This is a genomic window from Gemmiger formicilis, assembly GCF_016900095.1.
In the GTDB taxonomy this organism is placed as follows: domain Bacteria; phylum Bacillota; class Clostridia; order Oscillospirales; family Ruminococcaceae; genus Gemmiger; species Gemmiger formicilis_A.
This window is the reverse complement of the sequence record NZ_JACJJP010000003.1, coordinates 119557-145680: the sequence shown is the minus strand read 5'-3', so window position 1 is coordinate 145680 and position 26124 is coordinate 119557. Positions and strand designations below refer to the sequence as shown.

The following is a 26124-nucleotide window of genomic DNA, read 5'->3' as shown; positions in this document are numbered from 1 at the left end:
ATCGAACATGTGGCTCCTGTTAAAAATATACCAAGAACCGCCGCGTTTGGCAAGGGGAAAACACAAAATTGGCAGGGAAAACACCAAAATGACAGGAAACATTCGCTGCATTCGTCGCCTGCACAGAAAAAGGGCAGGGCCGCAGACCACGGCCCTGCCCTGAAAGCAGGAAAAAACGATCAGGCGTCGGGTGTTTCGGCCACGGCCTTGCTGCGCTGACCGTCCCATTCGCCCAGGGTCACGGTCACGATGTCACCGCTCTTGTGCCCCGGGGCGGTGACCGCCACCGGCAGATACTGCTTGGTGTACCCGGTAAACAGGGTGGCGGACAAAGGCGTCTCCAGCAGAACCTCGGCTTTGCGGCCCTGCATGGCGGCGGCCTCCTCGGCCCGCACGGCTTCCACCGCCTCGCTCATGCGGCGGCTGCGGGCCTCCTTCTCGTGCTCGGGAATCTGATCGGGAAAATCATAGGCCGGGGTGCCCGAACGGCGGGAGTAGGGGAAAACATGGACCTTCAGGAACCGCTGCCCGGTCACAAATTCCATGCTCTTCTCAAAGTCCTCCTCGGTCTCCCCGGGAAATCCCACGATCACATCGGTGGTCAGGCTCAGCTCGTCAGCGCCGAAAGCCTCCCGCAATTTGCGCACCACTTCGGTGTACTGGGCGGTGGTGTAGGGGCGGCGCATGGCCCGCAGGGTCTTGTCGCAGCCGCTCTGCAGGCTCAGATGGAATTGGGGGCACAGCTGGGGCACGGCGGCCAGACGGCGGATATCCTCATCGGTGAGCATGTCCGGATCCAGACTGCCCAGCCGGATGCGGTCGATGCCCGGCACCGCCGCCGCATGCTCCACCAGTTCAGCCAGCCCGGTGCCGGTGTCGGTGCCGTAGCTGGGCAGGCTGATGGCGGTGAGAACCACCTCCCGGTAACCGGCCTGCACCAGACGGTGCAGCTCGTCCAGAATGCTGCTTTCCGCCCGGCTGCGCACCGGACCCCGGGCCCGGGGAATGACGCAGTAGGCACAGCGGCGGTTGCAGCCGTCCTCCACCTTCACAAAAGCCCGGGTGTGTTCCGCAAACCGGTCCATGGGCAGCTCCTCGAACTTTTCGCCCTTCTGGTGGGGACGGATGTCCACCACCCGTTCGGCGGTGCCGTCCAGCACCTGCTGCACCGCCTGCAAAATGGCGTGACGGTTGCCGGAACCGGTCACCACGTCCGCTTCGGCGATGGCGGCGGCCTCCTCCGGGAATGCCTGGGGATAACACCCGGTGAGCACGGTCACGGCGCCGGGATGCTCCCGCTTCTGGCGGCGCAGCCACTTGCGGCTTTTCTGGTCGCCGAAGTTGGTCACGGTGCAGCTGTTGACCACATACACGTCGGCGGCCTCGCCGGTTTCGACCACGGTATATCCGCTGGCCTCAAACAGTTGTGCCAGGGCACCGGTCTCGTTCTGGTTGACTTTGCAGCCAAGGGTATAAAAGCTGACGCGCATAGTTTGGTCCATCCTTTTTGCTCGAAAGTAATCTGATTCTACTATTATAAAGGCAAACGGCCGAAAGCACAAGCAGCCATATTCCGCCGTCGCACCGCATAGGATAGGGCAAGAGTTTTGCAAAAGGGGAGGCTTCCGCCATGAAAAAACGGCTTGTGTGCCTGATGCTGTGCCTGGTTCTGGTCCTGGCATCGGCCCCGGCGGCGCTGGCACAGGAGATCGTGCCCGCCACCGCGGCCGACTTTGATGTGCCCTGTCAGGCAGCCATCCTGATCGATGAGGACACCGGCACAGTCCTGTATGAGAAAAACGCCGACGAGCAGCGGCCCATTGCCTCCATCACCAAGGTGATGACCCTGCTGCTGACCTTTGAGGCCCTGGAAGCGGGCAAGATTTCCCTGGAGGATTATGTCCCTGTGTCCGAACATGCCTACAGCATGGGCGGCAGCCAGATCTGGCTGGAACCCGGGGAGCTGATGACCCTGAACGACATGCTCAAAGCCATCTGCATTTCCAGCGCCAACGACGCCGCCGTGGCGGTGGCCGAATACGTGGGCGGCAGTGAGCCCGCCTTTGTGGCCATGATGAACGAAAAGGCTGCCGAACTGGGTATGACCGGCACCCACTTTGAGAACGCCTGCGGTCTGGACACCGACGGGCATCTGTCCACCGCCCGGGACGTGGCCACCATGAGCCGGGAGATGCTGCTCCACCACACCGAAGTGGAGGATTACTGCATGATCTGGATGGATACCCTGCGGGACGGGGCCACCCAGCTCATCAACACCAACAAGCTGCTGAAAAGCTATAACGGCATCACCGGGCTGAAAACCGGAACCACCGGCAAAGCGGGGGTGTGCATCAGCGCCAGCGCCCAGCGGGACGGGCTGCGGCTGATTGCGGTGGTGCTGGGGTCCGCTTCGGGGCAGGACCGGTTTGACGCCGCCACCGCGCTGCTGGATTATGGCTTTGCCAACTACCAGAGCCTGACCGTGCCCATGCCGGAAGATACGGTGGAGACCCTGCCGGTGCAGCATGGTGTGGCCGAACAGGTATCCCTGGAATACACTGCGCCGGGCAACTATCTGATGCCCCGTGGCGAGATCGGGGAACTGCGGGCGCAAATCACCCTGCCCGCCGCCGTGGAAGCGCCGGTCACAGCCGGACAGCAGATCGGCACGATGGAAATTTTCAACAATGATGTTTTGCTCACCACCTGTCCCATTGTGGCAGCGGGTGACGTAGCGGCGCGCAGTTTTGGCTTCTGCCTTGGCAGGCTTGCCCAGTCGCTCATTCCGCAGGGTGAAAATTTTGTGCAAAAGCAATGAAAAGCCGCACCACCAAAGCTTGACAAGGTTGTTGCAAAACGGTATCATGGAATTACTAACAATCAAAGGAGGAGCTAACGATGAGTGTCAAATACAATGGCAAACATCTGGCAAAATTTATCCGTCCTGAAGAATATGACGCTATCTTTCCGCAGGTCGAGCTCGCCCATCGCCAGCTGGAGACGAAATCCGGCGCAGGCAATGATTTCTTGGGTTGGCTCGACCTGCCTGTCAATTATGACAAAGAGGAATTCGCCCGAATCAAGCAGGCGGCGGAGAAGATCCGTTCCGATTCCGATGTGCTGCTGGTCGCCGGTATCGGCGGTTCCTACCTGGGCGCCCGCGCCGTGGTGGAGGCCGTCAAGGGCCAGTTCCATAACGAGACCGAAGACGGTCTGAAGATTTATTTCTGCGGCAACACCATCTCTCCCACGGCCCTGAATGACATCATTCATATGACCAAGGGCAAGCGCTTCTCCATCAACGTGATTTCCAAGTCCGGCACCACCACCGAGACCGCCCTGGCTTTCCGTGTGCTGCGCAAGCTGCTGGAAGATTCCGTCGGTCCCGAGGAGGCCAACAAGCGCATCTACGCCACCACCGACCGTGCCCGCGGCACCTTGAAGCAGCTGGCCGACGCCCAGGGCTGGCCCACCTTCGTGGTCCCCGACGACGTGGGCGGCCGTTATTCGGTGCTCACCGCCGTGGGCCTGCTGCCCATCGCCTGCGCCGGCATCGACATTGACGCTCTGATGAAGGGCGCCGCCGACGCCCGGGAGCAGTTCGGCGTCTGCAGCATGGACAACGATGCCTATCGTTACGCCATGACCCGCAACATCCTGTACCGCAAGGGCAAGAAGGTGGAGACCCTGGCCGCTTTTGAGCCGGACTTCACCATGATGAATGAATGGTACAAGCAGCTGTTCGGCGAGAGCGAAGGCAAGGACCAGAAGGGCCTGATGCCCACTTCCTGCATCTTCTCCACCGACCTGCATTCCATGGGCCAGTTCCTGCAGGACGGCAGCCGGGTGATGTTTGAGACCTACGTGGACATCAAGAACACCCGCGAGGACTTCTACATTCCCGAACTGGAAGGCAACTTCGACGGCCTGAACTTCCTGGCCAACCAGAATATGTCGGTGGTCAACCGCAAGGCCATGGAAGGCACCATCCTGGCGCACACCGACGGCGGCGTGCCCCTGGGCGTCATCGAAGTGGACAGCCTGGATGCCTACAACGTGGGCGCCCTGATCTACTTCTTCTGGAAGGCCTGCGCCGTGTCCGGCTATCTGCTGTCGGTCAACCCCTTCGACCAGCCCGGCGTGGAAAGCTACAAGAAGAATATGTTCGCGCTGTTGGGCAAGCCCGGCTACGAAGCTCAGAAAGCTGAGCTGGAAGCCAAGCTCAACGGCTGAGGATAATTTCCCCGACTACTTTTAAGGAGGCACACTCTTATGATCAAACTCATCGTAGGCGCCAAAGGCTCCGGCAAGACCAAGACCCTCATCGACATGATCGACCAGGCCACCCGCACTTCGGCCGGCAACATTGTCGTTATCGAAAAGTCCATGAAGCTCACCACCGAGATCAATCACAAGGCCCGTCTTCTGGATGTGGACGAGTACGACATCAAGGGTGCCGAGATGTTCTACGGCTTCGTTGCAGGCGTTCTGGCCGGCAACTACGACATCACCGAGCTGTTCATCGACGGCATTCTGAAGGTTGTGGACCACGACATGGAGCAGGCCACCAAGGTCCTGGCCGAAATCGACAAGATCACCGCCAACAACGTGGAAGTGGTGGTTACCGTTTCCGCCAACGTGGAAGATCTGCCCGAAGGCATCAAAAAGTATCTGTAAACCGCAGTGCGGATGGGGCGGTCCTTTCGGGGCACCGCCCCTTTTCTTGTGGTAGGAAAGGGCGAAAAAACAATTTCTTGCGGTTTTTTGCAGATTTTGGTTGACAAGCCCCCCTTCCTTGTGTATACTAGATAAGCGACCTTTTGAGGTGAAGTATGCAATTCGATATTCGAAACTTTCTGCAAAGCGCGAAAACCCCCTATGCAACGCAGTTTTCCGCCGATCTGTCGGCGGCTGATTGGGACGGTTTCCGCGTGCCCGACCCGCTGGAATGTGCGTTTACCGCCCATCCCACCCAGGAAGGCGCGGTCATGACACTGCACGTCAAGGCCAACATTGAGGCCGAATGTGCGCGTTGTCTGGCGCCTGTGCATGAATCTTATGACTTCACCCGGGAATATCTGGTGCGCATGCGCGATCTCGATGATATCGACTTCGAGCTGCCGCTGGATGACCAGGGTCAACTGGATTTGCGGGAACTCGCCTATCAGGAACTGATCTTCGAGGTCCCGCGGGTGCTGCTGTGCAGCCCCGATTGCCAAGGTCTATGCCCCATCTGCGGCAAAAGAAAAGCGGAAGGCTGTGCCTGCCAAGTGGCGGCCGAAGCCGCCCCTGTGGATGCAAGGCTTAGCATATTAAAACAACTGCTTAGTTGAAATTCACCAAGGAGGTGCGATAAAATGGCAGTCCCTAAGAGAAAGCAGTCCAAAGCCCGCCGCGACAAGCGCCGTTCCAATGTCTGGAAGCTGGAAGCGCCTACGCTGGTGAAATGTCCTCAGTGCGGCGAGCTGACGGTGCCCCATCAGGTTTGTGGCAAGTGCGGCTACTACAAAGGCCGTGAAGTCGTTAAGGTCAACAAGGAAGCCTGAGCGGATTTTTTCAAAGCAGGGGAGGGGGCAACAGTGCCCCCTCTTTTTCTTTGCGTATTTTCGTGGTATACTACCAGTACCAAGGACCGAAAGGGGAATGAAAGATGCCGTTGGTCGTTCAAAGCGTGGACGAAAACTCGTTGGCCCAGCGCCTGGGCCTGGGCGCCGGATGCCTGCTCATGGCCATTGACGGCAACCCTCTGTGCGATGCCCTGGACTATCAGTTCTACACCGCCTCCGAGCGGTTCACCCTCACCGTCTGTGAGGGGGGCAAACAGCGGGATATCCCGGTAGAAAAGGACCAGTACGAGCCTTTTGGCTGCAACTTCAAGACCTATCTGGCGGATGAAAAGCACAGCTGTGACAACCACTGCATGTTCTGCTTCATCGACCAGCTTCCCCCGGGTATGCGGGCGCCGCTCTACTTCAAGGATGACGACGAGCGCCTGTCCTTTCTGTACGGCAACTATATCACCATGACCAACCTGTCCGAACGGGAAGTGGAGCGCATCATCAAGATGCACATCAGCCCCATCTTCATTTCGGTGCACACCACCAACCCGGCTTTGCGGGTGCGGATGATGGCCAACAAGAAAGCCGCCGATACCCTTAGGTATCTGGATATGTTCGCCAAGGGCGGCATCGAGATGAACTGTCAGCTGGTGCTCTGCCGGGGCATCAACGACGGGGACGAACTGCGCCGCACCCTGGATGACCTGCTGGCTTTGCGGCCCCATGTGGGCAGCATTGCAGCGGTGCCTGCGGGCATCACCGATTACCGGGACAAGCTGTTCAAGCTGACTGCCTACGACGCCAGGACGGCCGGGGAAACCCTGGACATCCTGGAAGAGTACAGCCGCCGCTGCCGCCAGCAGTACGGCCGCAGCATCGTCTATCCCAGCGACGAATGGTATCTGACCGCCGGACGGGAGATCCCGCCCACCGAGTTCTACGACGATTTCGCCCAGCTGGAGGACGGCGTGGGCATGTGGCGGCGGTACCACGATACCTTCCTGGAAGAGCTGGCCAAGCCCCGCCGTCTGGTGCTGCCCCGCCGGTTTGACGTGGTCACCGGCACCCTGGCGGCCCCGCTCATTGAGCAGATGGCCCAGGAGACCCACCGCCGGTATCCCGGGGTGCATATCACCGTCCATGCCATCGAAAACCGCTTTTTCGGCGGCAACGTGAGCGTGGCGGGCCTGGTCACCGCCACCGATATCATCGACCAATGCCGCGGCAAACTCAGCGGGCACATCCTGGCCGTGCCCGAAGTCATGCTGCAGGATGAGGAAGACCGCTTCCTCGACGACATCACCCCCGAACAGCTGGGCGAAGCCCTGGGCTGCCGGGTGGTGGTGATCCCCACCGACGGCGCGGGCAGCTGCCGCGCCTACCTGGGGGTACGGATGCTCAAATCCGCCCCCCACAAGCCAAAGGAGGAATGACCACATGGCAAAACCGATCGTGGCCATCGTGGGCCGCCCCAACGTGGGCAAGTCCACCATCTTCAACAAACTCACCGGCCAGCGCATCGCCATTGTGGAGGATACCCCCGGCGTTACCCGGGACCGTATCTTCTGCGACTGCGAATGGAACGGCCACAAGTTCCTGCTGGTGGATACCGGCGGTATCGAGCCCAGCATCGACGACGGCATTCTGGCCCACATGCGTCAGCAGGCCCAGATGGCCATTGATTCCGCCGACTGCATCGTCATGGTCACCGACCTGCGGGCCGGGGTGACTCCCCAGGACCACGAGGTGGCTTCCATGCTCATGCGCAGCGGCAAGCCGGTGGTGCTGGCCGTGAACAAGTGCGACAAGATCGGCGACCCGCCCATGGAGCTATACGACTTCTACGCCCTGGGTCTGGGAGAACTGGTGCCCGTTTCCGGCGTGCACGGCCATGGCACCGGCGACCTGCTGGATGCCGTCTGCGCCCACCTGGACTTCTCGGAGGAGGAGCAGGAGGACGAGGACCGCATTCCGGTGGCGGTCATCGGCCGCCCCAACGTGGGCAAATCCAGCCTGATCAACCACATTCTGGGCGAAGACCGCCTGATTGTGGCCAATGAGGCGGGCACCACCCGGGACGCCATCGACACCGAGGTGGAAAACCAGTACGGCAAGTTCATCTTCACCGACACCGCCGGCCTGCGCAAGAAGGGCAAGGTGGAAAGCGGCGTGGAGCGGTTCAGCGTGCTGCGCAGCCTGGCCGCGGTGGAGCGCAGCCGGGTCTGCGTTATCATGATCGACGCCACCGTGGGCTTCACCGAACAGGACTCCAAGGTGGCGGGTTACGCCCACGAACAGGGCAAGGGCTGCATCATTGCGGTGAACAAGTGGGATGCGGTGGAAAAAGACACCTACACCATGGACCGTATGCGCAAGGAGCTGGAAGAATCCTTCAGCTTCATGTCCTATGCCCCCATCATCTTCATCAGCGCCAAGACCGGCCAGCGCATCGACAAGCTGTTCGAGACCATCCACTACGTGGATGTGCAGAACGGCACCCGCATTCCCACCGGTGCCCTCAACGAAATGCTGGCCCGGGCCACGGCGCGGGTACAGCCGCCTTCAGACAAGGGCAAGCGCCTGAAGATCTTCTATATCACCCAGAGTTCCACCCGCCCGCCGACATTCGTCTGCTTTGTCAACCAGCGGGCCTTGTTCCACTTCTCGTATCAGCGGTATATCGAAAACCAGATCCGTGAAAACTTCGGCCTGACCGGTACGCCGGTGCGCATGCTTGTGCGTGAACACGGCGACGGGTCGGCCCGATAAGCGAAAGGGGAAGGAATCATGACTCTTCATCTTATAGCGGCTGTCGTGCTGGTGGCTTTGGAAGGCTACCTGTTGGGCAGCATCGTCTTCGGTATTCTGATCTCCCGCCTGCTCTGCCGTGATGATGTGCGGACCCACGGCAGCGGCAGTGCCGGCATGACCAACATGCTGCGCACCTACGGCAAACTGCCCGGCGCGGCCACCGCCATCGGCGATGTGGCCAAGGGCGCCGCGGCGGTGTTCATCGGCAAATGGTTGTTCACCGCCCTGGTGCCCAAGCTGGACCCCGCCTGCGGGGCCTATCTGGCGGCCATCTTTGCCTGCATCGGCCATATGAAGCCGGTGTGGTTCGGCTTCAAGGGCGGCAAAGGGGTGCTGGTGTGCGGCGGTGCCATCCTGGCGCTGCAGCCCCTGGTCTTCCTGATGCTGGTGGTCATCTTCCTCATCGAATTTGCCATCACCCGCATCGTCTCCCTGGGCAGCATCATCATTGCGGCGGTGTACCCCATCCTGACGCTCTGCTTCTGGGCCTGGCACGGTGCGGACGTGCCCAACCTGGTGTTTATCTTTGTCTGCAGCGTCATCATGGCGGCCATGGTCATTTACATGCATCGGTCCAACATCCAGCGCCTGCGCAACGGGACCGAATATCGCTTCGGCCAGAAAAAGAAAGAATCCGACGAAAAGTAATCCGGCGGCGGACTGTATTGCGGCGGTCTGCAACCCGCTGATACAAAGAGATAAAGCAAAAGCCCCGGGCTGCCAAAGCAGCCCGGGGCTTTTTATGTACGATACTCGTTACAGCCGGACCATATCCGGGGTGATGTCGGCCAGGGTCTTGGCGCCGCACATGGCCATGGTGTCGGCCAGTTCGGCGGCCAGCTGATCCACATAGGCCTTCACGCCCTCGGCACCGGCGCCGTACACGGCGGTGACAAAGGGGCGGGCAATCAGCACCGCGTCGGCACCCAGAGCCAGGGCACGGAAGATATCCAGTCCGGTGCGGATGCCGCCGTCCACCAGAATCAGCGCACGGCCCTTAACAGCCTTGGCAATCTCCGGCAGAACCTCGGCGGTGGCGGGGGTGCCGTCCAGCACACGGCCGCCGTGGTTGGAAACCACAATGCCGGTGGCGCCGGCCTGCACGGCCTTCTCGGCGCCCTTGACGGTCATGACGCCCTTGACGATGAAGGGCACGCCGGAATCCCGGATGATCTCGCTCAGCTGCTCCACCGTCTTGCTGCCGGCGGGCGGGTCCAGATTCTTCAGGAAAGGCAGACCGGCGGCGTCGATGTCCATGGCGGCCGCAAAGGCACCGGATTCCCGGACCAGGGCCATCTTCTTGGCCACGGTGGCGGCATCCCAGGGCTTGACGGTGGGCACGCCGAACCCGGCATTGGCCCCGATGACCCGGCAGGCCGCTTCCATCACGGCGGGGTTGGTGCCGTCGCCGGTGAAGGCCAGGATACCCGCATCCCGGCAGGCGGGTACCAGAATGTCATTGTACGCCAGGTCGTCGTACTTGGTGCCGTAATGCAGCTGCACGGCGCCCACAGGCCCCGCAAACACCGGCACCTTGAAGGTATGTCCCAGCATGGTGCAGCTGGTGTCCGGGGTGCCGGGCTCGCACAGGGTGTCCATGTTCACATGGATGGCCTGCCAGGCCGCGTAGTTGCGGATGGCGCAGTCGCCCACGCCCTTGGCGCCGGGGCCGGGAATGGTTCCCCGGCAGGCCCGTCCGTCACACACGGCGCAGGCCTTGCAGGGGCCCATCTGTCCCCGTGCCTGCTCCGCAATATCCTGATATGTCATTGCCAACATCTCCCTTTCAGGTATGGTTTTCACCTGGTTCTATACTACCTCTTTTCGATGGCAAACGCAAGCGGTGGCTTTCCTTTTTGCGGCAAGTGTGCTATCCTAAAAGACAAGCGCAAAAACCCTATGAAAGGAGACCCTTACCCCATGAAATTTTCCGAAATGCCCTATCAGCGCCCCGACCTGGAGGCGGTGCTCACCGGCTGCAAAAGCCTGGCTGTCCGCCTGGCTGCCGCCGAAAGCGGGGAAGAGCTGATTCACCTTTACCGGGAGGAAAACGACTTCCTGGCTCACTACCGCACCGCCCAGGTGCTGGCCAATATCCACTACACCCTGGACACCCGGGACAAGACCTGGGCCGCTGAGCAGGACTGGTTTGACACCAACGGCCCCGCTGTGGCCAACGCCGAAACCGACATTGCCCGGGCCATTCTGTCCAATCCCCACGCCGAAGCCCTGGAAAAGGCCTTCGGCTCCACCGTGCTGCCCACCCTGAAGAACCGGGTGCTGTCCATGGATGAGCGGGTCATCGAGCTGCAGAAGGAAGAAAACGCCCTGACCAGCGCTTACCAACGGCTGTACGGCGGGGCGCTGGTGGAACTGGACGGCAAGCAGCTGACCATTCCCCAGCTGACTCCCTACAAGCAAAGCCTGGACCCTGCCATGCGCCGGGCTGCCTACGAGGCCGAGGCCTCCTACTTTGACGCCCACCGGGCCGAGTTCGACGACCTGTACGACCGTCTGGTGAAGAACCGTACCCAGCAGGCGCATATCCTGGGCTACAAGGATTACAGCGAGCTGAGCTATGTGCGCATGAACCGCATCGGTTACGGCCAGAAAGAGGTTGCCGCCTTCCGCAAGGAAGTGGAAGAACAGGTGGTGCCGCTGCTGCGCCGCATGCTGGACCTGCGCGCCAAGCGCACCGGCATCGACCATCCCATGTTCTGGGACTCCGGCGTCTGCTTCGCGGACGGAAACCCCGCCCCCCACGGCACCTATGAGGAGCTCATGGCAGGTGCCCGCAAGATGTACCATGAACTGAGCCCCATCACCGGGGAGTTCATCGACTTCATGCAGGACAACGAGATGTTCGACGTCATGAGCCGTCCCGGCAAGATGACCGGCGGTTATGAGGAGATCATCCCCGACCACAAGGCCCCCTTCATCTTCGCCAACTGGAACGGCACGTCCGGGGATGTGGATGTGCTGACCCATGAGGCCGGCCATGCCCTGGAAGCCTACCTGGCCGCCCGTACCGACATTCCCCAGGAACTGCAGTGCCCCGGCATGGAAAGCGCCGAGATTCATTCCATGTCCATGGAGTTTCTCACCGCGCCCTGGCATCATCTCTTCTTCGGCCCGGACACCGACAAGTATGAGCTGTATCACGCCGAGGACAGCTTTGTCTTTCTGCCGTATGGCTGCATGGTGGACGAGTTCCAGCACATTGTCTACCAGAACCCGGACCTGACCCCGGAACAGCGCAACGCCGAATGGCTCAAGCTGGAGCATAAGTACCGTCCCTGGAACGAGTTCGGCGACCTGCCCTTCTACGGCCGGGGCGCCGGCTGGCAGCGCCAGCTGCACATCTACGAGTGTCCCTTCTACTACATTGACTACTGTCTGGCCACCGTCATTGCGCTGCAGTTCTTCATTGCGGCCCTGCATGACCACGACGATGCCTGGCAGCGTTACCTCAAACTGACCCGACTGGCCGGCACCGCCTCCTACGCGGAGCTGGCCGGGGCCGCCGGCATGAAGGTGCCCTTCACCCCCGGCAGTCTGACCGACCTGTCCCGGGAAGTGGAAACCTGGATCGAACAGCACCAGCTGTAATACAATGCAAAAAGCCTTCCATCCTATCCCAGGCGGAAGGCTTTTTTGCTTATTTTACTTTGGTCAGATTGCGTTTGGCCTTGTACAGTTCCCGGTCGGCGGCTTCGATCAGATCCGGGATGGTGTTCATGGTTTCGCTGTAGGCGGCATACCCGATGCACAGGGACAGATGCCATGGCTCGCCGCTGTCGGCGTTTTCCTGCGCCAAGGTCTGCACGATGCAATCCCGCAGCAGGCAGATGTCCAGTTCACTGTCGGCTTCCCCAGCCACAATGAACTCGTCCCCGCCGTACCGTGCAATCAGAAACCGGGGCGGAACCGCCTTTTTCAGCGCTGTGGCAATCTGCACCAGCGCGCGGTCACCGGCGTTGTGGCCGTAGGTGTCGTTGATGCTCTTGAACCGGTCGGCGTCCATGATCATCAGGTACAAAGTCTTGTCATGACTTTTGATATGTTCGGAAAGATATTGGATCAACTGGGACCGATTATTGAGTCCGGTCAGCGGATCCCGGGAGATCAACCGCGCCTGTCGGTTCTGGTACAGCAGGATGATGGAAAGGGTGATGCCAACGCAGAGCATGGGGGCATCGCCGCCCAAAAACAGCTGTAAAATCGAGAACAGCAGGGGAAACACCACAAAGGATGCCAGCATGCGATATTCCGACCGTTGGGCGTAGTAGCGCCGCTGGTTGGATTTGAGGAACGCCTTGATCGCCGGCCAGGCAATGTAGAAATAGGCGATGGTCACCTGGAACCAGTGCAAAGGGCCCCGCTGGTATCCTTCCGGGTTGATGTGAAAGACCAGCCCCGCCAAGGTGACAAGCTGCAGCAGCACCGCCGGCGCCAGGGACACAACAAACAGGCTCCGCTTTTTCAGCCAGGGCGATTCCAGGCAGGTTTCGGCATACAGCATCCAGAACACCGAAGTCAGGTTCAGCGCCAGAAAATACAGCTGGTTGACCACCCAGCTCAAAGGCTCCGGTGCGCCGGCCGCGTGCAGGAATGCCCAGGTCAGGTCAAATCCGAAACTGAGCAGAGCACAGCACATCAACCCCACAAACAGCCGCACACGAGGGGATTTGTCAATGTCCCGCACCAGCTGGATTATTTCCAGGGCCACGATCAGAATACAGATCAGGTTAATCTCAACATACAGAATATGATCCATGCCGCACCTCCTCCGTGTTGAAGATGAATCATTCTGTGCTGATGATTTGCATTCAGTATACCATAGCCTTTTGGCAATTGCCAGTTGCCGCCCGCATTTTTCTCCCTGTGTGGACAAAAACAGGACTTTCAAAAAAAGTTTGCTCCCATGCCTTGACAAGGCGGGAAAGGTGTGGTATAGTTTTCCCGTAGTTAGATAAAACTAACTTGTTGGCCGGAAATCCACCCTCCGAGGGCGGAGCAGCGGCTTATTTTTTGAAATGGAAGTTAGTAAGAGCTAACTTCCGGAAGGGAGGCTTTCTCATGCGCAGAGATTTCGGTGTTGCATTTATCACCCAGTGTGCTCCGGTCATGGCCGGGCTCAAACCCGCCAACCTGTTTCGCTGGGTGGAGCCGGACGCCCGGGCTATGTATGCCACCATCGAATCCTGGCGGGCCCAACTGGGGCCGCGAGGCGTGCGCATCACCGTGCTGAAAGCCTGTGCCCGGACCTCGGCGTTCCTGATTTATGTCTACCGCGCGGCCCCGCTGGAAAAAATCCTTCGCCGTGGGGAAGTGCGAACCTATCTGGAGCAATCCGGCTATCCCGGCGGTACATTGGAACAGCATCTGGCCCATCTGTCGGCCCGGCTGTGTACCGAAGCGGAGTTCCCCCACGAAATCGGCATTTTCCTCGGCTATCCTCTGGAGGATGTCATCGGGTTCGTGCGCCACAAAGGCAAAAACTATACCTGCAAGGGCTACTGGAAAGCCTACGGCGATCCGGAAGCTGCCCGTGCCCGCTTTGCCAGCTACCGCAAGTGCACCGACGTGTACCTGCGCTGTTACCGCAACGGATTTTCTCCCGCGCGGCTGACGGTAGCGGCGTAAAAGCGGCTGCTTCTTTGATTTTTATCCTGCCTGAAAAGAACGTACACAGCCATTTGCGGTCTTTTGGAAAAGGCATTCCGAATCAGCAAAACCGGCGCCCGTGTACTCTCCGTGCGGGCGCCGGTTTTGTTTGTTTATTCTTCGGGAAAATGTTTCTCAGCGTATTCGGCCAGCCGGTCGAAGGTTTCGGGGCTCAGGTCGTGTTCGATCTTGCAGGCATCTTCGGCGGCGGTGGCCTCATCCACCCCCAGCGCGGTCAGGATGCGGGTCAGCAGCTTGTGCCGCTGATAAATGCGGGTGGCAATCTCGTAACCGGGGGCTTCCAGGGTGATGCACCCGGCCCCGTCCATGGAGATATACCCCGCCATGCGCAGGTTTTTCATGGCCACGCTCACACTGGGCTTGGAAAATCCCAGCTCGTTGGCGATGTCGATGGAATGGACCTCGCCTTTGCGCTCCTGAATCATGAGAATTTTTTCCAGATAATCCTCTGCGGACTGGTGTATCTTCATAGGAAAAAGCCTCTCTTTATTGAAATATACCTAAACATTAGCACATGCTAACCGGAAATGCAAGAAAAATGATTGACAAATCCGGTTAGTGGTGATAAACTGCATCTGAAGTGATAGTTAGCAAGAGCTAACCTTTATCGTTTATCGCATCTTTGCCATCGCAAGGCAGAAAGAAGGAATCGTCAATGATGCCGATTACCATAGGCAAGCCCGGGGAACGTTACCTGATCCGCAAGATCACCGGGCGGGATGAAGTGCGCCAGCACCTGGCCGAACTGGGCTTTGTGCTGGACACCGAGATTGTCATTGTCAGCGAGCTGTCCGGCAATCTGATTCTGCAGGTCCGGGACAGCCGGATTGCCCTGGACAAGACGATGGCAAACCGGATACTGGTCAGCTGAACGGGACAACCCGTTGGCTATAGATTTGTATGGAGGAGGCAATGCAATGAAGACATTGAAGGACGCCAGGGTGGGGGAAACCGTCACCGTGGCCAGGGTGCACGGGGAAGGCCCGGTGCGCCGCCGCATCATGGATATGGGCCTGACCAAAGGTGTTCAGGTTCTGGTGCGCAAGGTGGCGCCCCTGGGCGACCCCATGGAGCTGAACATCCGGGGGTACGAACTCAGCATCCGCAAGGCGGATGCCCAGATGGTGGAACTGGTATAAACAGGCGGTTGTGAACAAACCGCCTTCTTTCAGCACCGAATGTTAGCTAAGACTAACTATCAAAAGCCATACAAAAAGGGGAGGATACGCATGGGTATCAAGATCGCACTGGCCGGTAACCCGAACTGTGGCAAGACCACGCTGTTCAATGACCTGACCGGCTCCAACCAGTATGTGGGCAACTGGCCCGGTGTCACGGTGGAAAAGAAGGAAGGCCGCCTGAAAGGCCACAAGGACGTGGTCATTCAGGATCTGCCGGGCATTTATTCTCTTTCCCCCTACACACTGGAAGAGGTGGTGGCCCGGGGCTATCTGGTCACCGAAAAGCCGGACGCCATTCTCAACATTATCGACGGCACCAACATTGAGCGCAACCTTTATCTGACCACCCAGCTCATCGAACTGGGCATTCCGGTGGTCATGGCGGTGAACATGATCGACCTGGTGCGCAAGAACGGCGACCGCATCGACCTGGCAAAGCTCAGCCGGGAGCTGGGATGCGAAGTCATCGAGATCAGCGCCCTGAAAGGGGAGGGCAGCGCCAAAGCCGCGCAGATGGCGGTGGACGCCGCCCGGGATGGTCAGGCGGGGGAACTGCCCCACGTCTTCACCGGCAGTGTGGAGCACGCCCTGGCTCATATTGAGGAAAGCATCCAGGGCAAGGTGGATGCCCGCTTCCTGCGGTGGTACGCCGTCAAGCTGTTTGAGCGGGACGAGCGCATCCAGCAGGAGCTGGGCCTGGATAAAGCCACCCTGGACCACCTGGACGCTCACATCCGGGACTGCGAAGCCGAGATGGACGACGATGCCGAGAGCATCATCACCAACCAGCGGTACGCCTACATCGGCCGGGTGGTGGAAAAGGCGGTGCACAAGCAGGCCCGCACCGGCAATATGACCGTCTCCGACCGCATCGACCGCATTGTCACCAACCGCATCCTGGCCCTGCCCATCTTTGTGGTGATCATGGGGGTCATCTACTCCATCGCCATGGGGCAGCTGCCTATCTCCATCGGCACCAAGGGCACCGACTGGGCCAACGACGTGCTGTTCGGGGAGATTGTCCCCGGCCTGTTCGACAAGCTGCTGCTCAACGCCCAGGGCGAACCGGTGGTGGCACACTGGCTGTACGGCCTGATTCAGGACGGCATTGTGGCCGGCGTGGGGGCGGTGCTGGGCTTTGTGCCCCAGATTCTGGTGCTCTGCTTCCTGCTGGCCATTCTGGAAGACGTGGGCTATATGGCCCGGGTGGCCTTTGTCATGGACCGGATTTTCCGTCGTTTCGGTCTGTCCGGCAAGAGCTTCATTCCGCTGCTGGTGGCCACCGGTTGCGGCGTGCCGGGCATCATGTCTACCCGCACCATCGAGTCCGACCGGGACCGCAAAATGACCATCATGACCACCGGATTCATCCCCTGCAGCGCCAAACTGCCCATCATCGGGCTGTTTGCCGGCGCCGTCTTCGGAGAAAATCCCCTGGTGGCCACCTCGGCCTTCTTCATCGGTATCGCGGCGGTGGTGATCTCCGGCGTCATGCTCAAAAAGTTCAAGGCTTTTGCCGGGGACCCCGCCCCCTTTGTCATGGAACTGCCCGCCTACCATGTGCCTGCCTGGGGCAACGTGATCCGGGCCACTGCAGAGCGTGGCTGGTCCTTCATCAAGCGGGCCGGCACCATCATTCTTGTGTCTTCGGTGGTGCTTTGGTTCCTGCAGGGCTACGGTTTTGTGGACGGTGTCTTTGCGGAGGTGGAGGACAATAACCATTCTCTGCTGGCGGCCATCGGCAATGCTGTCGCCTGGATCTTCTACCCTCTGGGCTGGATGGGCGATATGGCCTGGAAGGCTACCGTGGCCACCGTCACCGGCCTGATTGCCAAGGAGGAGGTTGTCAATACCTTCGGTGTGTTGTATAATTACGCCGGTGACACCGATCTGATGCAGGACTCCAGCCCCATCTGGGGCGCCGTGGCAGCGGATTTCGGTGCCGTGCGTGCCTACAGCTTTATGATCTTCAACCTGCTGTGTGCGCCCTGCTTCGCGGCTATGGGCGCCATCAAGCGGGAGATGAACAATCCCCGCTGGACATTGGGCGCCATCGGCTATATGTGCGCTTTTGCCTATGTCATTGCCATGATCGTCTATCAGCTGGGCGGTCTGATCACCGGCGAAGCTTCCTTCGGCCCCTTCACCGTGGCAGCCCTTGTTGCGCTGGCGGTGCTGGTGTACCTGGTGGTGCGGCCCAATCCGTATAAGGAAGAAAAGCTCCGCCTGGATGTGCGCAAGGTGGTCACTGCCAAATAAAACCGATTCATATTGTATAAAGGAGGGTTTGCCATGTTGGCATTTCTGGGAAGCAATCTGGCCACGATCATCGTGGCGGTGCTGGTGTTCGGCGCCGTGGGTCTGGCCGTGTATAAAATGATCCGTGACAAGCGGGAGGGCAAACACTCCTGCTCCTGTGGTGGCAGCTGCGGCGGATGTTCCGGCTGCTCGGGCTGCTGCACCCACGCCGACCTCCACCAATAATATAGAATCCCTTTTCCAAATGCCGGGTACAGCCATCCGCTGTGCCCGGCATTTTTTGGCAATGCCGGTCGAGCGGCTTGCCTTGACAGTGTCCGGCCCGCATGCTACAATGACCAACAGAATTTGTAGGAATTGGGAGGATAGTATCCTATGATCGACCAGTTTTCCCGTACCCGCACCATGCTGGGGGAAGCAGGCATGCAGCGCCTGCAGCACGCCCGGGTGGCGGTGTTCGGCGTGGGCGGTGTGGGCGGCTACGCCGTGGAAGCCCTGGCCCGCAGCGGGGTGGGCACCCTGGACCTGATCGACGACGACGAGGTCTGCCTGACCAACCTGAACCGCCAGATCATCGCCACCCACGAAACCCTCGGCCAGCCCAAGGTGGAGGTTTTTGCCCGGCGGATTCATTCCATCAATCCGGATGCGGTGGTCAACATCCATCGGGTCTTTTTCGGCCCGGACACCGCCGGTCAGTTTGACTTTTCCGCCTTCGACTATGTGGTGGATGCCATCGACACGGTCAGCGCCAAGGTGGAGCTGGCCTGGCTGGCCCAGCAGGCGGGGGTATTGGTGATCAGCTCCATGGGGGCAGCCGGCAAGATGGACCCCACCGCTTTTGAGGTGGCGGACCTGTATGCCACCTCGGTCTGCCCGCTGGCCCGGGCCATGCGCACCCAGTGCCGCAAGCGGGGTATCCGGTCCCTCAAGGTGGTCTATTCCAAGGAGACGCCCCACGCCGTGCCGGCCCAGAGCGGCGGCAGCCTGGACACCGCCCGCAGCGGTTCCGGCAAACGGTTTACCCCCGGTTCCAACGCCTTTGTGCCCCCGGTGGCGGGGCTGATTCTGGCCGGGGAGGTCATCAAGGACCTGGCCGGCTGGCCTGACCTGGCGGATAAGGAGGTGGCGGCTCATGCCCCGTGAACTGCAGCCCTATGAAGTCATCGAGCGCAGCCTGATCAAGAAATACCGCAAACAGCTGTGGAACCCCTTTGTGGCCGCCATCAAGCGGTACGAACTGGTGCAGGAAGGGGACCGGGTGGCGGTGTGCATTTCCGGCGGCAAGGATTCCATGCTGCTGGCCAAGCTCATGCAGGAGCTTCACCGCCACACCGAAGTGCCCTTCGAGCTGAAGTTTCTGGTCATGGACCCGGGGTATGCGCCCGAGAACCGCCGCCAGATCGAGGACAACGCCAGACTGCTGAATATTCCCATCACGGTGTTTGAGACTGATATCTTTGATACCGCCTATCACACCGACCGCAACCCCTGCTATCTCTGCGCCCGTATGCGCCGGGGACATCTGTACAAGCAGGCCCAGTTCATGGGCTGCAACAAGATCGCTCTGGGCCACCATCTCAACGATGTCATCGAAACCGCCGTCATGAGCATGTTTTACGGGGCGCAGCTGCAGGGCATGCCGCCCAAGCTGCACAGCAAGAACTTTCCCGGCATGGAACTCATCCGCCCGCTCTACTGCGTCAAGGAACAGGATATCATTGCCTGGGCGCGGTACCATGACCTGCATTTCCTGCAATGTGCCTGCCGCATGACCGCCCGCAGCGATGAGCCCGGAGCCTCCAAGCGGCAGGAGGTCAAAACCCTGCTGCGGGAACTGAAAAAAACCAATCCCAACATCGAAAACAATATTTTCAGCGCGCTGCATTCGGTCTGCCTGGACACCGTTCCCGGCTACAAATCCCACGGGGTGGCCCATACCTTTCTGGAAGGCTACGACGACGCCCCGCCCGAATCCGAATAAAACCAAACGGCACCCGCCATCCAAAAGGGATGACAGGTGCCGCTTTTTATGCTTCGCCCCGGGCCCGGCGGCGTTCCAGAATTTCCTCCCGGCTTAGCCCGTATTTGCGGGCAATGTCCCGGGCGTAGCTCAGCCCGTCGGGGGTAGTGCGCAGAATCCGGTAGCTGCGGGTGCCGTTGCCCACATCTTGCATCTGGGCCACCAGATTATCCAGCTTGCCGGGGCCGATGCTTAGCTCTGCCACCCGCTGGCTCAGTTCGTGGATGTGGGTCACATACAGCCCGCCGCAGCCGATCTGGCTGATGGCGGCCAGCACCTCGGCGGCAATATATTCGCCTTCCAGCAAACTGGTGGAGCTGAAACTCTCGTCCATCAGCAGCAGGTCGGTATCGCGCAGGCGGGGCAGAATGGCGCTGATGCGGGCGCATTCGCTCTCCAGCCGTCCCTTGCCGTAGTTGTCCTCGTCGGAAGTGGGAAAGTGGGTGTAGATACCGGTCACCGGGCTCATTTCCGCCTCTTCGGCGGGCACAGGCAGTCCCAGCTGGAACAGGGCCTGGGCCATGCCCACCGCGTAACAGAAGATGGATTTGCCGCCGTGGTTGGGGCCGGTCACCAGGTAAAAACGTCCTTTCTCATCCAGGCAAAAATCGTTGCATACAATGGGATTGTGGAGATTTTTCAAAGCCAGCATGGGATTATAAAGGTTATGCAGCCGCATGGCTTTATCCCGCACCGGGCGGATCACCGGCCGGCATACGGGGCATCCGGCCCGGCGCAGCTGGCACACAAAGGGCACCGCCGCGGCCAGAAACCGCAGATCATCCATCAGCTCGATGAAGAACCGGGTCTCGTCATGGAAAAACTGATTGATTACCGGTTCCCAGCTGCGGATGGTTTTGGCAAACACTGTGTCCAGCGCCCGGCACACCGCCCCGTTCAGTGCCTGGCGTTCCTCACTTCGCCCTGCCTTGCTCACACTGGCAAAGCCGGACATACACACCATGGGGTCTTGCTTGTGGCCCAGCAGCTTGTCCAGCACGCTGCCCTGGCGGAAGGGCCGGGTGTGCAGCCCCAGCAGTCCGGCCTCGGTTACATGCAGGCTGCCGTCCAGATTCAGCCCCAGAGAGACGCTTTTTATCTGGCCGATCTGCATGTCCAGTTCCTCCAGATGGGCGCGCAGAGCGCGGTAATCCGGGCTCTCACAGCGTGTCTGGATTTCCTCTTTCAAACGCCGCAGGCCGGCGCCGGTCACAGCCAGGGGGGCCAGCCGGGACCGGAACAGCTCCACCAGTTCCAGATACTGTTCAATGTACCGGGTGCTGGCCAGGCCGCTTTCCAGGCTGCCATCGCCCCGGTTCAGCACCTTGCTCATCTCGTAGGCATCCCGGATCAGGGGCAGTGCGTCCTGGATCAGGGCTTGCAGAGCCTCGCTGTCCGCTATTTCCAGAATCAGCTCCGCCCGGTACGCCAGCACGGCGGGCTCGCAGCTGAAAAACTGCTCAAGCTGCAGATCCGCAATGCCGCGATAGCTTTCCCGCCGGATGCCGATCATCTGGTCCAGCTGCAAAGTATGAATGAATTCCGTGTCCGGCAGAGCACAGCGTTCCGGCGGGAGATACCCGGCGGGATACAGAAGACGGAAGGAATCGTTGGACATAAGGCCGGTCCTTTCTTGTATGGTTTCCTGTTGTTCATATTACGCCCAAATGGCGGGTACGTCAATTCGTATGATCCCGGCTTTGCTGGACATTTGAGCATGGATGCGATACAATAGAAAGGAACTGGCGGGGGTTCCTGTGTGCCCGCCGTTTGAATTTGTTTTATATCACCTGAAAGGGGAAAACAATGGGTAAATATTTTGGTACCGACGGCTTCCGCGGGGAAGCCAACATCACCCTGACCGCCGATCACGCCTACAAGGTGGGACGGTTCCTGGGCTGGTACTATAATGAAAAACGCCGCCGCGCCGCCGCCGAAGGCCTGGCACCCCAGCAAGGCCCGGCCCGCATCGTCATCGGTAAGGACACCCGCCGTTCCAGCTATATGTTTGAGTACAGCCTGGTGGGCGGGCTGGTGGCATCCGGCGCCGACGCTTACCTGCTGCATGTGACCACCACCCCGTCCGTGGCCTACATCGCCCGGGTGGACAATTTCGACTGCGGCATCATGATTTCCGCCTCCCATAACCCATATTACGACAACGGCATCAAGCTGATCAACGGGCAGGGCGAAAAGATGGATGAAGAGACCATCTCTCTGGTGGAAGCGTATCTGGACGGCAACCTGGAAGCCTTCGGCCAGAAGTGGGAGGAACTGCCCTTTGCCCACCGCGATAAGATCGGCTGCACCGTGGACTACATCTCCGGCCGTAACCGGTATATCGGTTACCTGATCAGCCTGGGCATGTACTCCTTCCGCGGTGTGAAGGTCGGCCTGGACTGTGCCAACGGGTCCAGCTGGAACATTGCCAAGGCGGTGTTCGACGCTCTGGGCGCCACCACCTATGTGATCAATGCCGAACCCAACGGCCTGAACATCAACCTGAACGCCGGTTCCACCCATATCGAGGGCTTGCAGAAGTTCGTGGTGGAGAAGGGCCTGGACGTGGGCTTTGCCTATGACGGCGACGCCGACCGCTGCCTGTGCGTGGACGAGAAGGGCAATGTGGTCACCGGCGACCATATCCTGTACATCTACGGCCGCTATATGAAGGAGCGGGGCAAGCTGGTCACCAACACGGTGGTCACCACCGTCATGTCCAACTTCGGTCTGTACAAGGCTTTTGATGAGCTGGACATCGACTACGCCAAGACCGCTGTGGGCGACAAGTATGTGTATGAGTATATGCAGCAGCACGGCAGCCGTATCGGCGGCGAGCAGAGCGGCCATATCATCTTCAGCAAGTACGCTTCTACCGGCGACGGCATCCTGACCAGCCTGAAGCTGATGGAAGTGATGATGGCCCGCAAGAAGCCCATGAGCGAACTGGCCGCGCCTCTGGCCATCTATCCCCAGGTGCTGGAAAACGTCAAGGTCACCGATAAGGCTGCCGCACAGAATGACCCGGACGTGCAGGCCGCTGTGCAGGCTGTTGCCGCCGAGCTGGGGGACACCGGCCGCATCCTGGTGCGAGAATCCGGCACCGAACCCCTGGTTCGTGTGATGGTGGAAGCTCCCAGCAAAGAGACCTGCCAGAAGTATGTGGACCAGGTTGTGGATGTGATCCGCAAAAAAGGCTACGAACAGGCGTGAAAAAATCGGATTTCAAAAATTTTGTAAAAAATATGCGGAAAACCCTTGACAAATCCAAGTAAACCCGGTATAATCATACATGCTGATTGACCGGTTCGGTCGTGACCGGGTGTAGCGCAGTTTGGTAGCGCGCTTGAATGGGGTTCAAGAGGCCGTGAGTTCGACTCTCGCCACTCGGACCAAACAAGGGCCGTCAGTCAGCCCGTCAAAAGGACCGTGAAACGCAAGTTTCACGGTCCTTTTGCTATGTTTGGTATCTCATTTTAGAAAACGTACACCATTTTTCGGTGTGGCCCCTTCCGGAAGGGGCCCCGTCGTGTCCGTGTAAAAAGTGGTGTTCAGTCCGGAGATATCTTGCGGGAAAATCGCTTTCTGGATATAATCAGTACAGAAGTGCCGGCTGCTCATACACAGAGTGTCTGGCCGACAATCGGGAAGGGAGGCGACGTGTCCATGGCGTCCGCCGATTTTATTTTTCATCTCACCCCTTACGATACCCAAAAACTGCTGCCCCAGGTCAGCAAGGCGCTGGAAAAGCGCACCGAACTGCTTTCCCGCCAGCGGTATCCGGGCTTGTGGAAGCAGACCGACCGGCTGAACGCCCGGGCCAAGGGAAAGTCCCGCAGCCGCCTGCGCACCAGGGTCATGAGCGTGCTCTGCCTGGTTCTTGGGATAATCTTGTTTGTGCCCGGCATGATGGAGCCGCAGGCATTGTTTGCGCCCCTTGTGGTAGGCGCATTTGCTGTTGCCGCAGGCGTTGGGGGCTTGTGGCGCAGTTTCCGCCAGCCCCGCAATCCCTTTGACAAATCGGCGGCTACGCTGTTGTCGGGCCTCGAGGCCCTGCCGGCGGACCAGCTGCCCACAGTCTCCTTCTCCGCCCAGGAAATGACGGTGGACGGCACCCAAACAACACCCTGGACCGAGTTTACCTTCGCCGTGGAAAGCCCGGATGCGTGGCTTCTGGTCTATGAAGAGCGGGTAATCCTGCTGCAGAAGAAGGACCTGGTGCAGGGCAATGCACAGGACCTGGGCGCATTTCTGGCACAGCGGATTCCGTCCTTTGCCACTGTATAATCGGAAGGGGAGAGAGGACCATGTGTGGCCGTTATCGGTTCTCAACGGATCAATACCGGGAACTGCAGCAGATCGTTCGTGCTGCCCTGCGGGGAGAAAGTCGGGAAAAGGAAGAGTTCAGCGCCCCTGTGGCGGGGGATGTCGCCCCGGCAGCCCGGGCGCCGGTCCTGATCGCCCGGGGGCAAAAGGTGACGGCACGGTTCCAGCAGTGGGGGATTCCCGGAAAAAACGGGGGTCTGGTGATCAATGCCAGGGCCGAGACGGTGTGCGAAAAGCCGATGTTCCGCAGCAGCATGGCGGGGCGTCGGTGCGTCATCCCGGCCAGCGGCTATTATGAGTGGGATGCCGCCCGGCACAAGTATTTCTTTCAGCTGCCGGACAACCCTCTTTATATGGCCGGCATATATGACAATGTGGAAGGACAGGACCGCTTTGTGGTGCTGACCACAGCTCCCAACAAGACGGTGCAGGACATTCATGACCGCATGCCGCTGATCCTCACCCATGACCAGGTACGACCCTGGCTGACCGATACACAGGCCGCACTGGCTCTGCTGGACCGGGTTCCGCCCAATCTGCGGCGGGAGTGTGAGGACGGCCAGATGAGCCTGGGAGACTTTCTGTAAGCAGATACATCCTACAAGACATGGTTTCCATATTTTTGGCGTTTATCGCATAAATTCAACCCATTCGGTCAGAAAATGTCGAAAACTGACCTTTGCAACACCTGCTTTGGGGCACAAAGGTGTGGCCGTGGCCATTGACGGCACCGCACCGGCTCTTCTATACTGAACAGGACCGGTGATCCCCCTCCTTTGGGGCAACCGGCAGAAAGGATGAGAATACCATGCTGGAAACAGGAACCAAGGCTCCGGATTTTACTTTACCCGATCAGAACGGCAACCCGGTCAGTCTGTCCGACTTTGCGGGCAAGCGGGTGGTCGTGTACTTTTACCCCCGGGACAACACCCCCGGCTGCACCCGTCAGGCCTGCGCCTTTGCACAGAACTATGAGGGCTTCCGCGCCAAGGACGTGGTGGTCATCGGCATCAGCAAGGATTCGGTGGCATCCCACCTGAAGTTTGCCCAGAAGTATGAGCTGCCCTTCATTCTGTTGTCTGACCCGGAGCTGCAGGCCATCCAGGCGTACGGCGTCTGGCAGGAAAAGAAACTTTATGGCAAAGTGAGCATGGGCGTGGTACGCACCACCTTCCTCATCGACGCCCAGGGCAACATTGAAAAGGTGATGCCTAAGGTCAAGCCCGACACCAACGCCGCCGATATTCTGGCCGCGCTGGAAGGGGAGGCCTGAGGAAAAGACCATGCGGATCATCATATCGCCGGCCAAGAAAATGAAGGATGACCCCGATAGCCTGGACTGGAAGGCGCTGCCGGCATTTCTGGACCGCACCGAAGAACTGAAAACCAGACTGCAAAGCATGTCCTTCGGCGAGCTGAAAAGGCTGTGGAAGTGCAACGACCAGCTGGCGGAACTCAATGTACAGCGGCTGCAGACCATGGATCTGCGCCGCCATCTGACGCCGGCCATCCTCAGTTACGAGGGCATCCAGTACCAGTATATGGCGCCGGGGGTCTTCACTACCTGGGAGTTTGCCTACATCCAGGAGCACCTGCGCATCCTGTCCGGATTTTATGGGTTGCTGCGTCCTTTTGACGGGGTGACACCCTACCGGCTGGAAATGCAGGCCCGTCTTGCCACCGAGTATGGCAAGGATGTGTATGCCTTCTGGGGAGACAGCCTGGCCAAGGCGCTGTTTGCCGAGACCGACTGCATCATCAACCTGGCCTCCAAGGAGTACAGCGTCTGTATCTCCCGGTATCTGCCGGAATCCATGCGGTTTGTCAGCTGCATTTTCGGGGAGGAAAAGGAAGGCAAGGTGGTGGAAAAGGCCACCATGTGCAAGATGGCTCGGGGGGAGATGGTCCGCTATATGGCGGAGCATGGTGTTACCCGGCCGGAGGAGTTGCAAGACTTTGTGGGTCGGCAGTTCCGGTTTGCCCCGGAACACTCGGACAAGGACCGCTATGTGTTTCTGCGGGATCCTCGCTTGTCAAAGCGCTGAGTTTATGTTACCTTTATACTACAAAGCGACACAAGGTGCCCGGGGCGCATGCCGGCCGGGAGAATAGGGAAGCAGGTGCAAGACCTGCGCGGGACCGCCGCCGTAATGGCCGAGTTCCGGTTTGCACAATGTCACTGTGCTTTTGGCATGGGAAGGCTGAACCGGAACGAGGACGCCAGAGCCGGAAGACCTGCCTTGCTGTTTGAATACCGCCTGTACGGCCGGGCAGAACC

At 59.6% G+C, this 26124-nt stretch carries 26 protein-coding genes, 1 tRNA gene and 1 riboswitch; of the genes, 22 read left to right on the top strand and 5 right to left on the bottom strand.

What is annotated here, in order from left to right; genetic code table 11:
* Positions 1–179: 179 nt before the first annotated feature.
* Positions 180–1490, bottom strand: coding sequence for a tRNA (N(6)-L-threonylcarbamoyladenosine(37)-C(2))-methylthiotransferase MtaB (mtaB, locus tag H6B15_RS02570; protein ID WP_204645748.1), 1311 nt, complete (start codon positions 1488–1490; stop codon positions 180–182).
* A gap of 140 nt (positions 1491–1630) precedes the next feature.
* Between mtaB and H6B15_RS02565 the strand changes: the two genes are divergently transcribed.
* From H6B15_RS02565 to plsY, 8 genes are all read left to right on the top strand, one after another.
* On the top strand, positions 1631–2818 hold the full coding sequence (locus H6B15_RS02565; protein ID WP_204645741.1) for a D-alanyl-D-alanine carboxypeptidase family protein: 1188 nt from the start codon (positions 1631–1633) through the stop codon (positions 2816–2818).
* A gap of 80 nt (positions 2819–2898) precedes the next feature.
* Complete coding sequence (locus H6B15_RS02560) at positions 2899–4233, top strand: glucose-6-phosphate isomerase (protein WP_204645739.1); 1335 nt, start codon at positions 2899–2901, stop codon at positions 4231–4233.
* A gap of 39 nt (positions 4234–4272) precedes the next feature.
* Positions 4273–4677: a hypothetical protein gene (locus H6B15_RS02555; protein ID WP_204645737.1), complete on the top strand. Its 405-nt coding sequence runs from the start codon at positions 4273–4275 to the stop codon at positions 4675–4677.
* A 155-nt stretch (positions 4678–4832) separates the two neighbouring features.
* The gene (locus H6B15_RS02550; RefSeq protein WP_204645735.1) at positions 4833–5333 is read left to right on the top strand and encodes a YceD family protein; all 501 of its coding nucleotides are present in this window, start codon (positions 4833–4835) and stop codon (positions 5331–5333) included.
* Between the two features lie 24 nt (positions 5334–5357).
* Positions 5358–5546: a 50S ribosomal protein L32 gene (rpmF, locus tag H6B15_RS02545; protein WP_204645733.1), complete on the top strand. Its 189-nt coding sequence runs from the start codon at positions 5358–5360 to the stop codon at positions 5544–5546.
* Between the two features lie 104 nt (positions 5547–5650).
* Positions 5651–6991 carry a DUF512 domain-containing protein gene (locus H6B15_RS02540; RefSeq protein WP_204645731.1) on the top strand — a complete coding sequence of 447 codons (1341 nt, stop codon included), beginning with the start codon at positions 5651–5653 and terminating at the stop codon, positions 6989–6991.
* A gap of 4 nt (positions 6992–6995) precedes the next feature.
* Positions 6996–8327, top strand: coding sequence for a ribosome biogenesis GTPase Der (gene der / locus H6B15_RS02535; protein ID WP_204645729.1), 1332 nt, complete (start codon positions 6996–6998; stop codon positions 8325–8327).
* Positions 8328–8345: 18 nt separating this feature from the next.
* On the top strand, positions 8346–9017 hold the full coding sequence (plsY, locus tag H6B15_RS02530) for a glycerol-3-phosphate 1-O-acyltransferase PlsY (protein WP_204645728.1): 672 nt from the start codon (positions 8346–8348) through the stop codon (positions 9015–9017).
* A 108-nt stretch (positions 9018–9125) separates the two neighbouring features.
* On the opposite strand, the gene H6B15_RS02525 is transcribed toward plsY, so the two are convergent.
* Positions 9126–10139 carry an alpha-hydroxy-acid oxidizing protein gene (locus tag H6B15_RS02525; protein WP_204645725.1) on the bottom strand — a complete coding sequence of 338 codons (1014 nt, stop codon included), beginning with the start codon at positions 10137–10139 and terminating at the stop codon, positions 9126–9128.
* A gap of 150 nt (positions 10140–10289) precedes the next feature.
* Here H6B15_RS02525 and H6B15_RS02520 point away from each other — a divergent pair, with 150 nt between their 5' ends.
* Positions 10290–11978, top strand: a complete 1689-nt coding sequence (locus tag H6B15_RS02520) for a M3 family oligoendopeptidase (protein ID WP_204645723.1) — start codon at positions 10290–10292, stop codon at positions 11976–11978.
* A gap of 49 nt (positions 11979–12027) precedes the next feature.
* On the opposite strand, the gene H6B15_RS02515 is transcribed toward H6B15_RS02520, so the two are convergent.
* Positions 12028–13146, bottom strand: coding sequence for a GGDEF domain-containing protein (locus H6B15_RS02515; protein WP_204645721.1), 1119 nt, complete (start codon positions 13144–13146; stop codon positions 12028–12030).
* A gap of 302 nt (positions 13147–13448) precedes the next feature.
* Between H6B15_RS02515 and H6B15_RS02510 the strand changes: the two genes are divergently transcribed.
* Positions 13449–14015, top strand: coding sequence for a DUF3793 family protein (locus tag H6B15_RS02510; RefSeq protein WP_204645713.1), 567 nt, complete (start codon positions 13449–13451; stop codon positions 14013–14015).
* A gap of 134 nt (positions 14016–14149) precedes the next feature.
* On the opposite strand, the gene H6B15_RS02505 is transcribed toward H6B15_RS02510, so the two are convergent.
* Positions 14150–14527, bottom strand: coding sequence for a metal-dependent transcriptional regulator (locus tag H6B15_RS02505; protein WP_204645711.1), 378 nt, complete (start codon positions 14525–14527; stop codon positions 14150–14152).
* Between the two features lie 185 nt (positions 14528–14712).
* Between H6B15_RS02505 and H6B15_RS02500 the strand changes: the two genes are divergently transcribed.
* The 6 genes from H6B15_RS02500 to H6B15_RS02475 all read left to right on the top strand — a co-directional run bounded on the left by H6B15_RS02500 (position 14713) and on the right by H6B15_RS02475 (position 19481).
* Positions 14713–14928, top strand: coding sequence for a FeoA family protein (locus H6B15_RS02500; RefSeq protein ID WP_204645709.1), 216 nt, complete (start codon positions 14713–14715; stop codon positions 14926–14928).
* Positions 14929–14974: 46 nt separating this feature from the next.
* Positions 14975–15196 carry a FeoA family protein gene (locus H6B15_RS02495; protein WP_204645708.1) on the top strand — a complete coding sequence of 74 codons (222 nt, stop codon included), beginning with the start codon at positions 14975–14977 and terminating at the stop codon, positions 15194–15196.
* A gap of 90 nt (positions 15197–15286) precedes the next feature.
* Positions 15287–17497, top strand: a complete 2211-nt coding sequence (gene feoB, locus H6B15_RS02490; RefSeq protein WP_204645706.1) for a ferrous iron transport protein B — start codon at positions 15287–15289, stop codon at positions 17495–17497.
* Between the two features lie 33 nt (positions 17498–17530).
* On the top strand, positions 17531–17722 hold the full coding sequence (locus H6B15_RS02485) for a FeoB-associated Cys-rich membrane protein (RefSeq protein ID WP_204645704.1): 192 nt from the start codon (positions 17531–17533) through the stop codon (positions 17720–17722).
* Between the two features lie 150 nt (positions 17723–17872).
* A complete protein-coding gene (locus H6B15_RS02480) occupies positions 17873–18643 on the top strand; it encodes a tRNA threonylcarbamoyladenosine dehydratase (RefSeq protein WP_204645702.1) in 771 nt (256 codons plus the stop codon).
* Positions 18633–19481, top strand: a complete 849-nt coding sequence (locus H6B15_RS02475) for a tRNA lysidine(34) synthetase (protein WP_204645700.1) — start codon at positions 18633–18635, stop codon at positions 19479–19481. Before H6B15_RS02480 ends, H6B15_RS02475 begins: the two co-directional genes overlap by 11 nt.
* A gap of 46 nt (positions 19482–19527) precedes the next feature.
* Here H6B15_RS02475 and H6B15_RS02470 read toward each other — a convergent pair whose 3' ends face one another.
* Positions 19528–21138: a MutS-related protein gene (locus H6B15_RS02470; protein WP_204645698.1), complete on the bottom strand. Its 1611-nt coding sequence runs from the start codon at positions 21136–21138 to the stop codon at positions 19528–19530.
* A gap of 188 nt (positions 21139–21326) precedes the next feature.
* Here H6B15_RS02470 and glmM point away from each other — a divergent pair, with 188 nt between their 5' ends.
* The 6 genes from glmM to yaaA all read left to right on the top strand — a co-directional run bounded on the left by glmM (position 21327) and on the right by yaaA (position 25891).
* On the top strand, positions 21327–22733 hold the full coding sequence (gene glmM, locus H6B15_RS02465; RefSeq protein ID WP_204645696.1) for a phosphoglucosamine mutase: 1407 nt from the start codon (positions 21327–21329) through the stop codon (positions 22731–22733).
* A gap of 105 nt (positions 22734–22838) precedes the next feature.
* Positions 22839–22915: transfer RNA gene (locus H6B15_RS02460), tRNA-Pro, on the top strand.
* Between the two features lie 271 nt (positions 22916–23186).
* The gene (locus H6B15_RS02455) at positions 23187–23807 is read left to right on the top strand and encodes a DUF308 domain-containing protein (protein WP_204645694.1); all 621 of its coding nucleotides are present in this window, start codon (positions 23187–23189) and stop codon (positions 23805–23807) included.
* A gap of 20 nt (positions 23808–23827) precedes the next feature.
* A complete protein-coding gene (locus H6B15_RS02450) occupies positions 23828–24433 on the top strand; it encodes an SOS response-associated peptidase (RefSeq protein WP_204645692.1) in 606 nt (201 codons plus the stop codon).
* A 221-nt stretch (positions 24434–24654) separates the two neighbouring features.
* On the top strand, positions 24655–25119 hold the full coding sequence (bcp, locus tag H6B15_RS02445) for a thioredoxin-dependent thiol peroxidase (protein ID WP_204645690.1): 465 nt from the start codon (positions 24655–24657) through the stop codon (positions 25117–25119).
* Between the two features lie 10 nt (positions 25120–25129).
* Complete coding sequence (gene yaaA, locus H6B15_RS02440; protein WP_204645682.1) at positions 25130–25891, top strand: peroxide stress protein YaaA; 762 nt, start codon at positions 25130–25132, stop codon at positions 25889–25891.
* A gap of 16 nt (positions 25892–25907) precedes the next feature.
* Positions 25908–26103: riboswitch (cobalamin riboswitch) on the top strand.
* Positions 26104–26124: the final 21 nt, after the last annotated feature.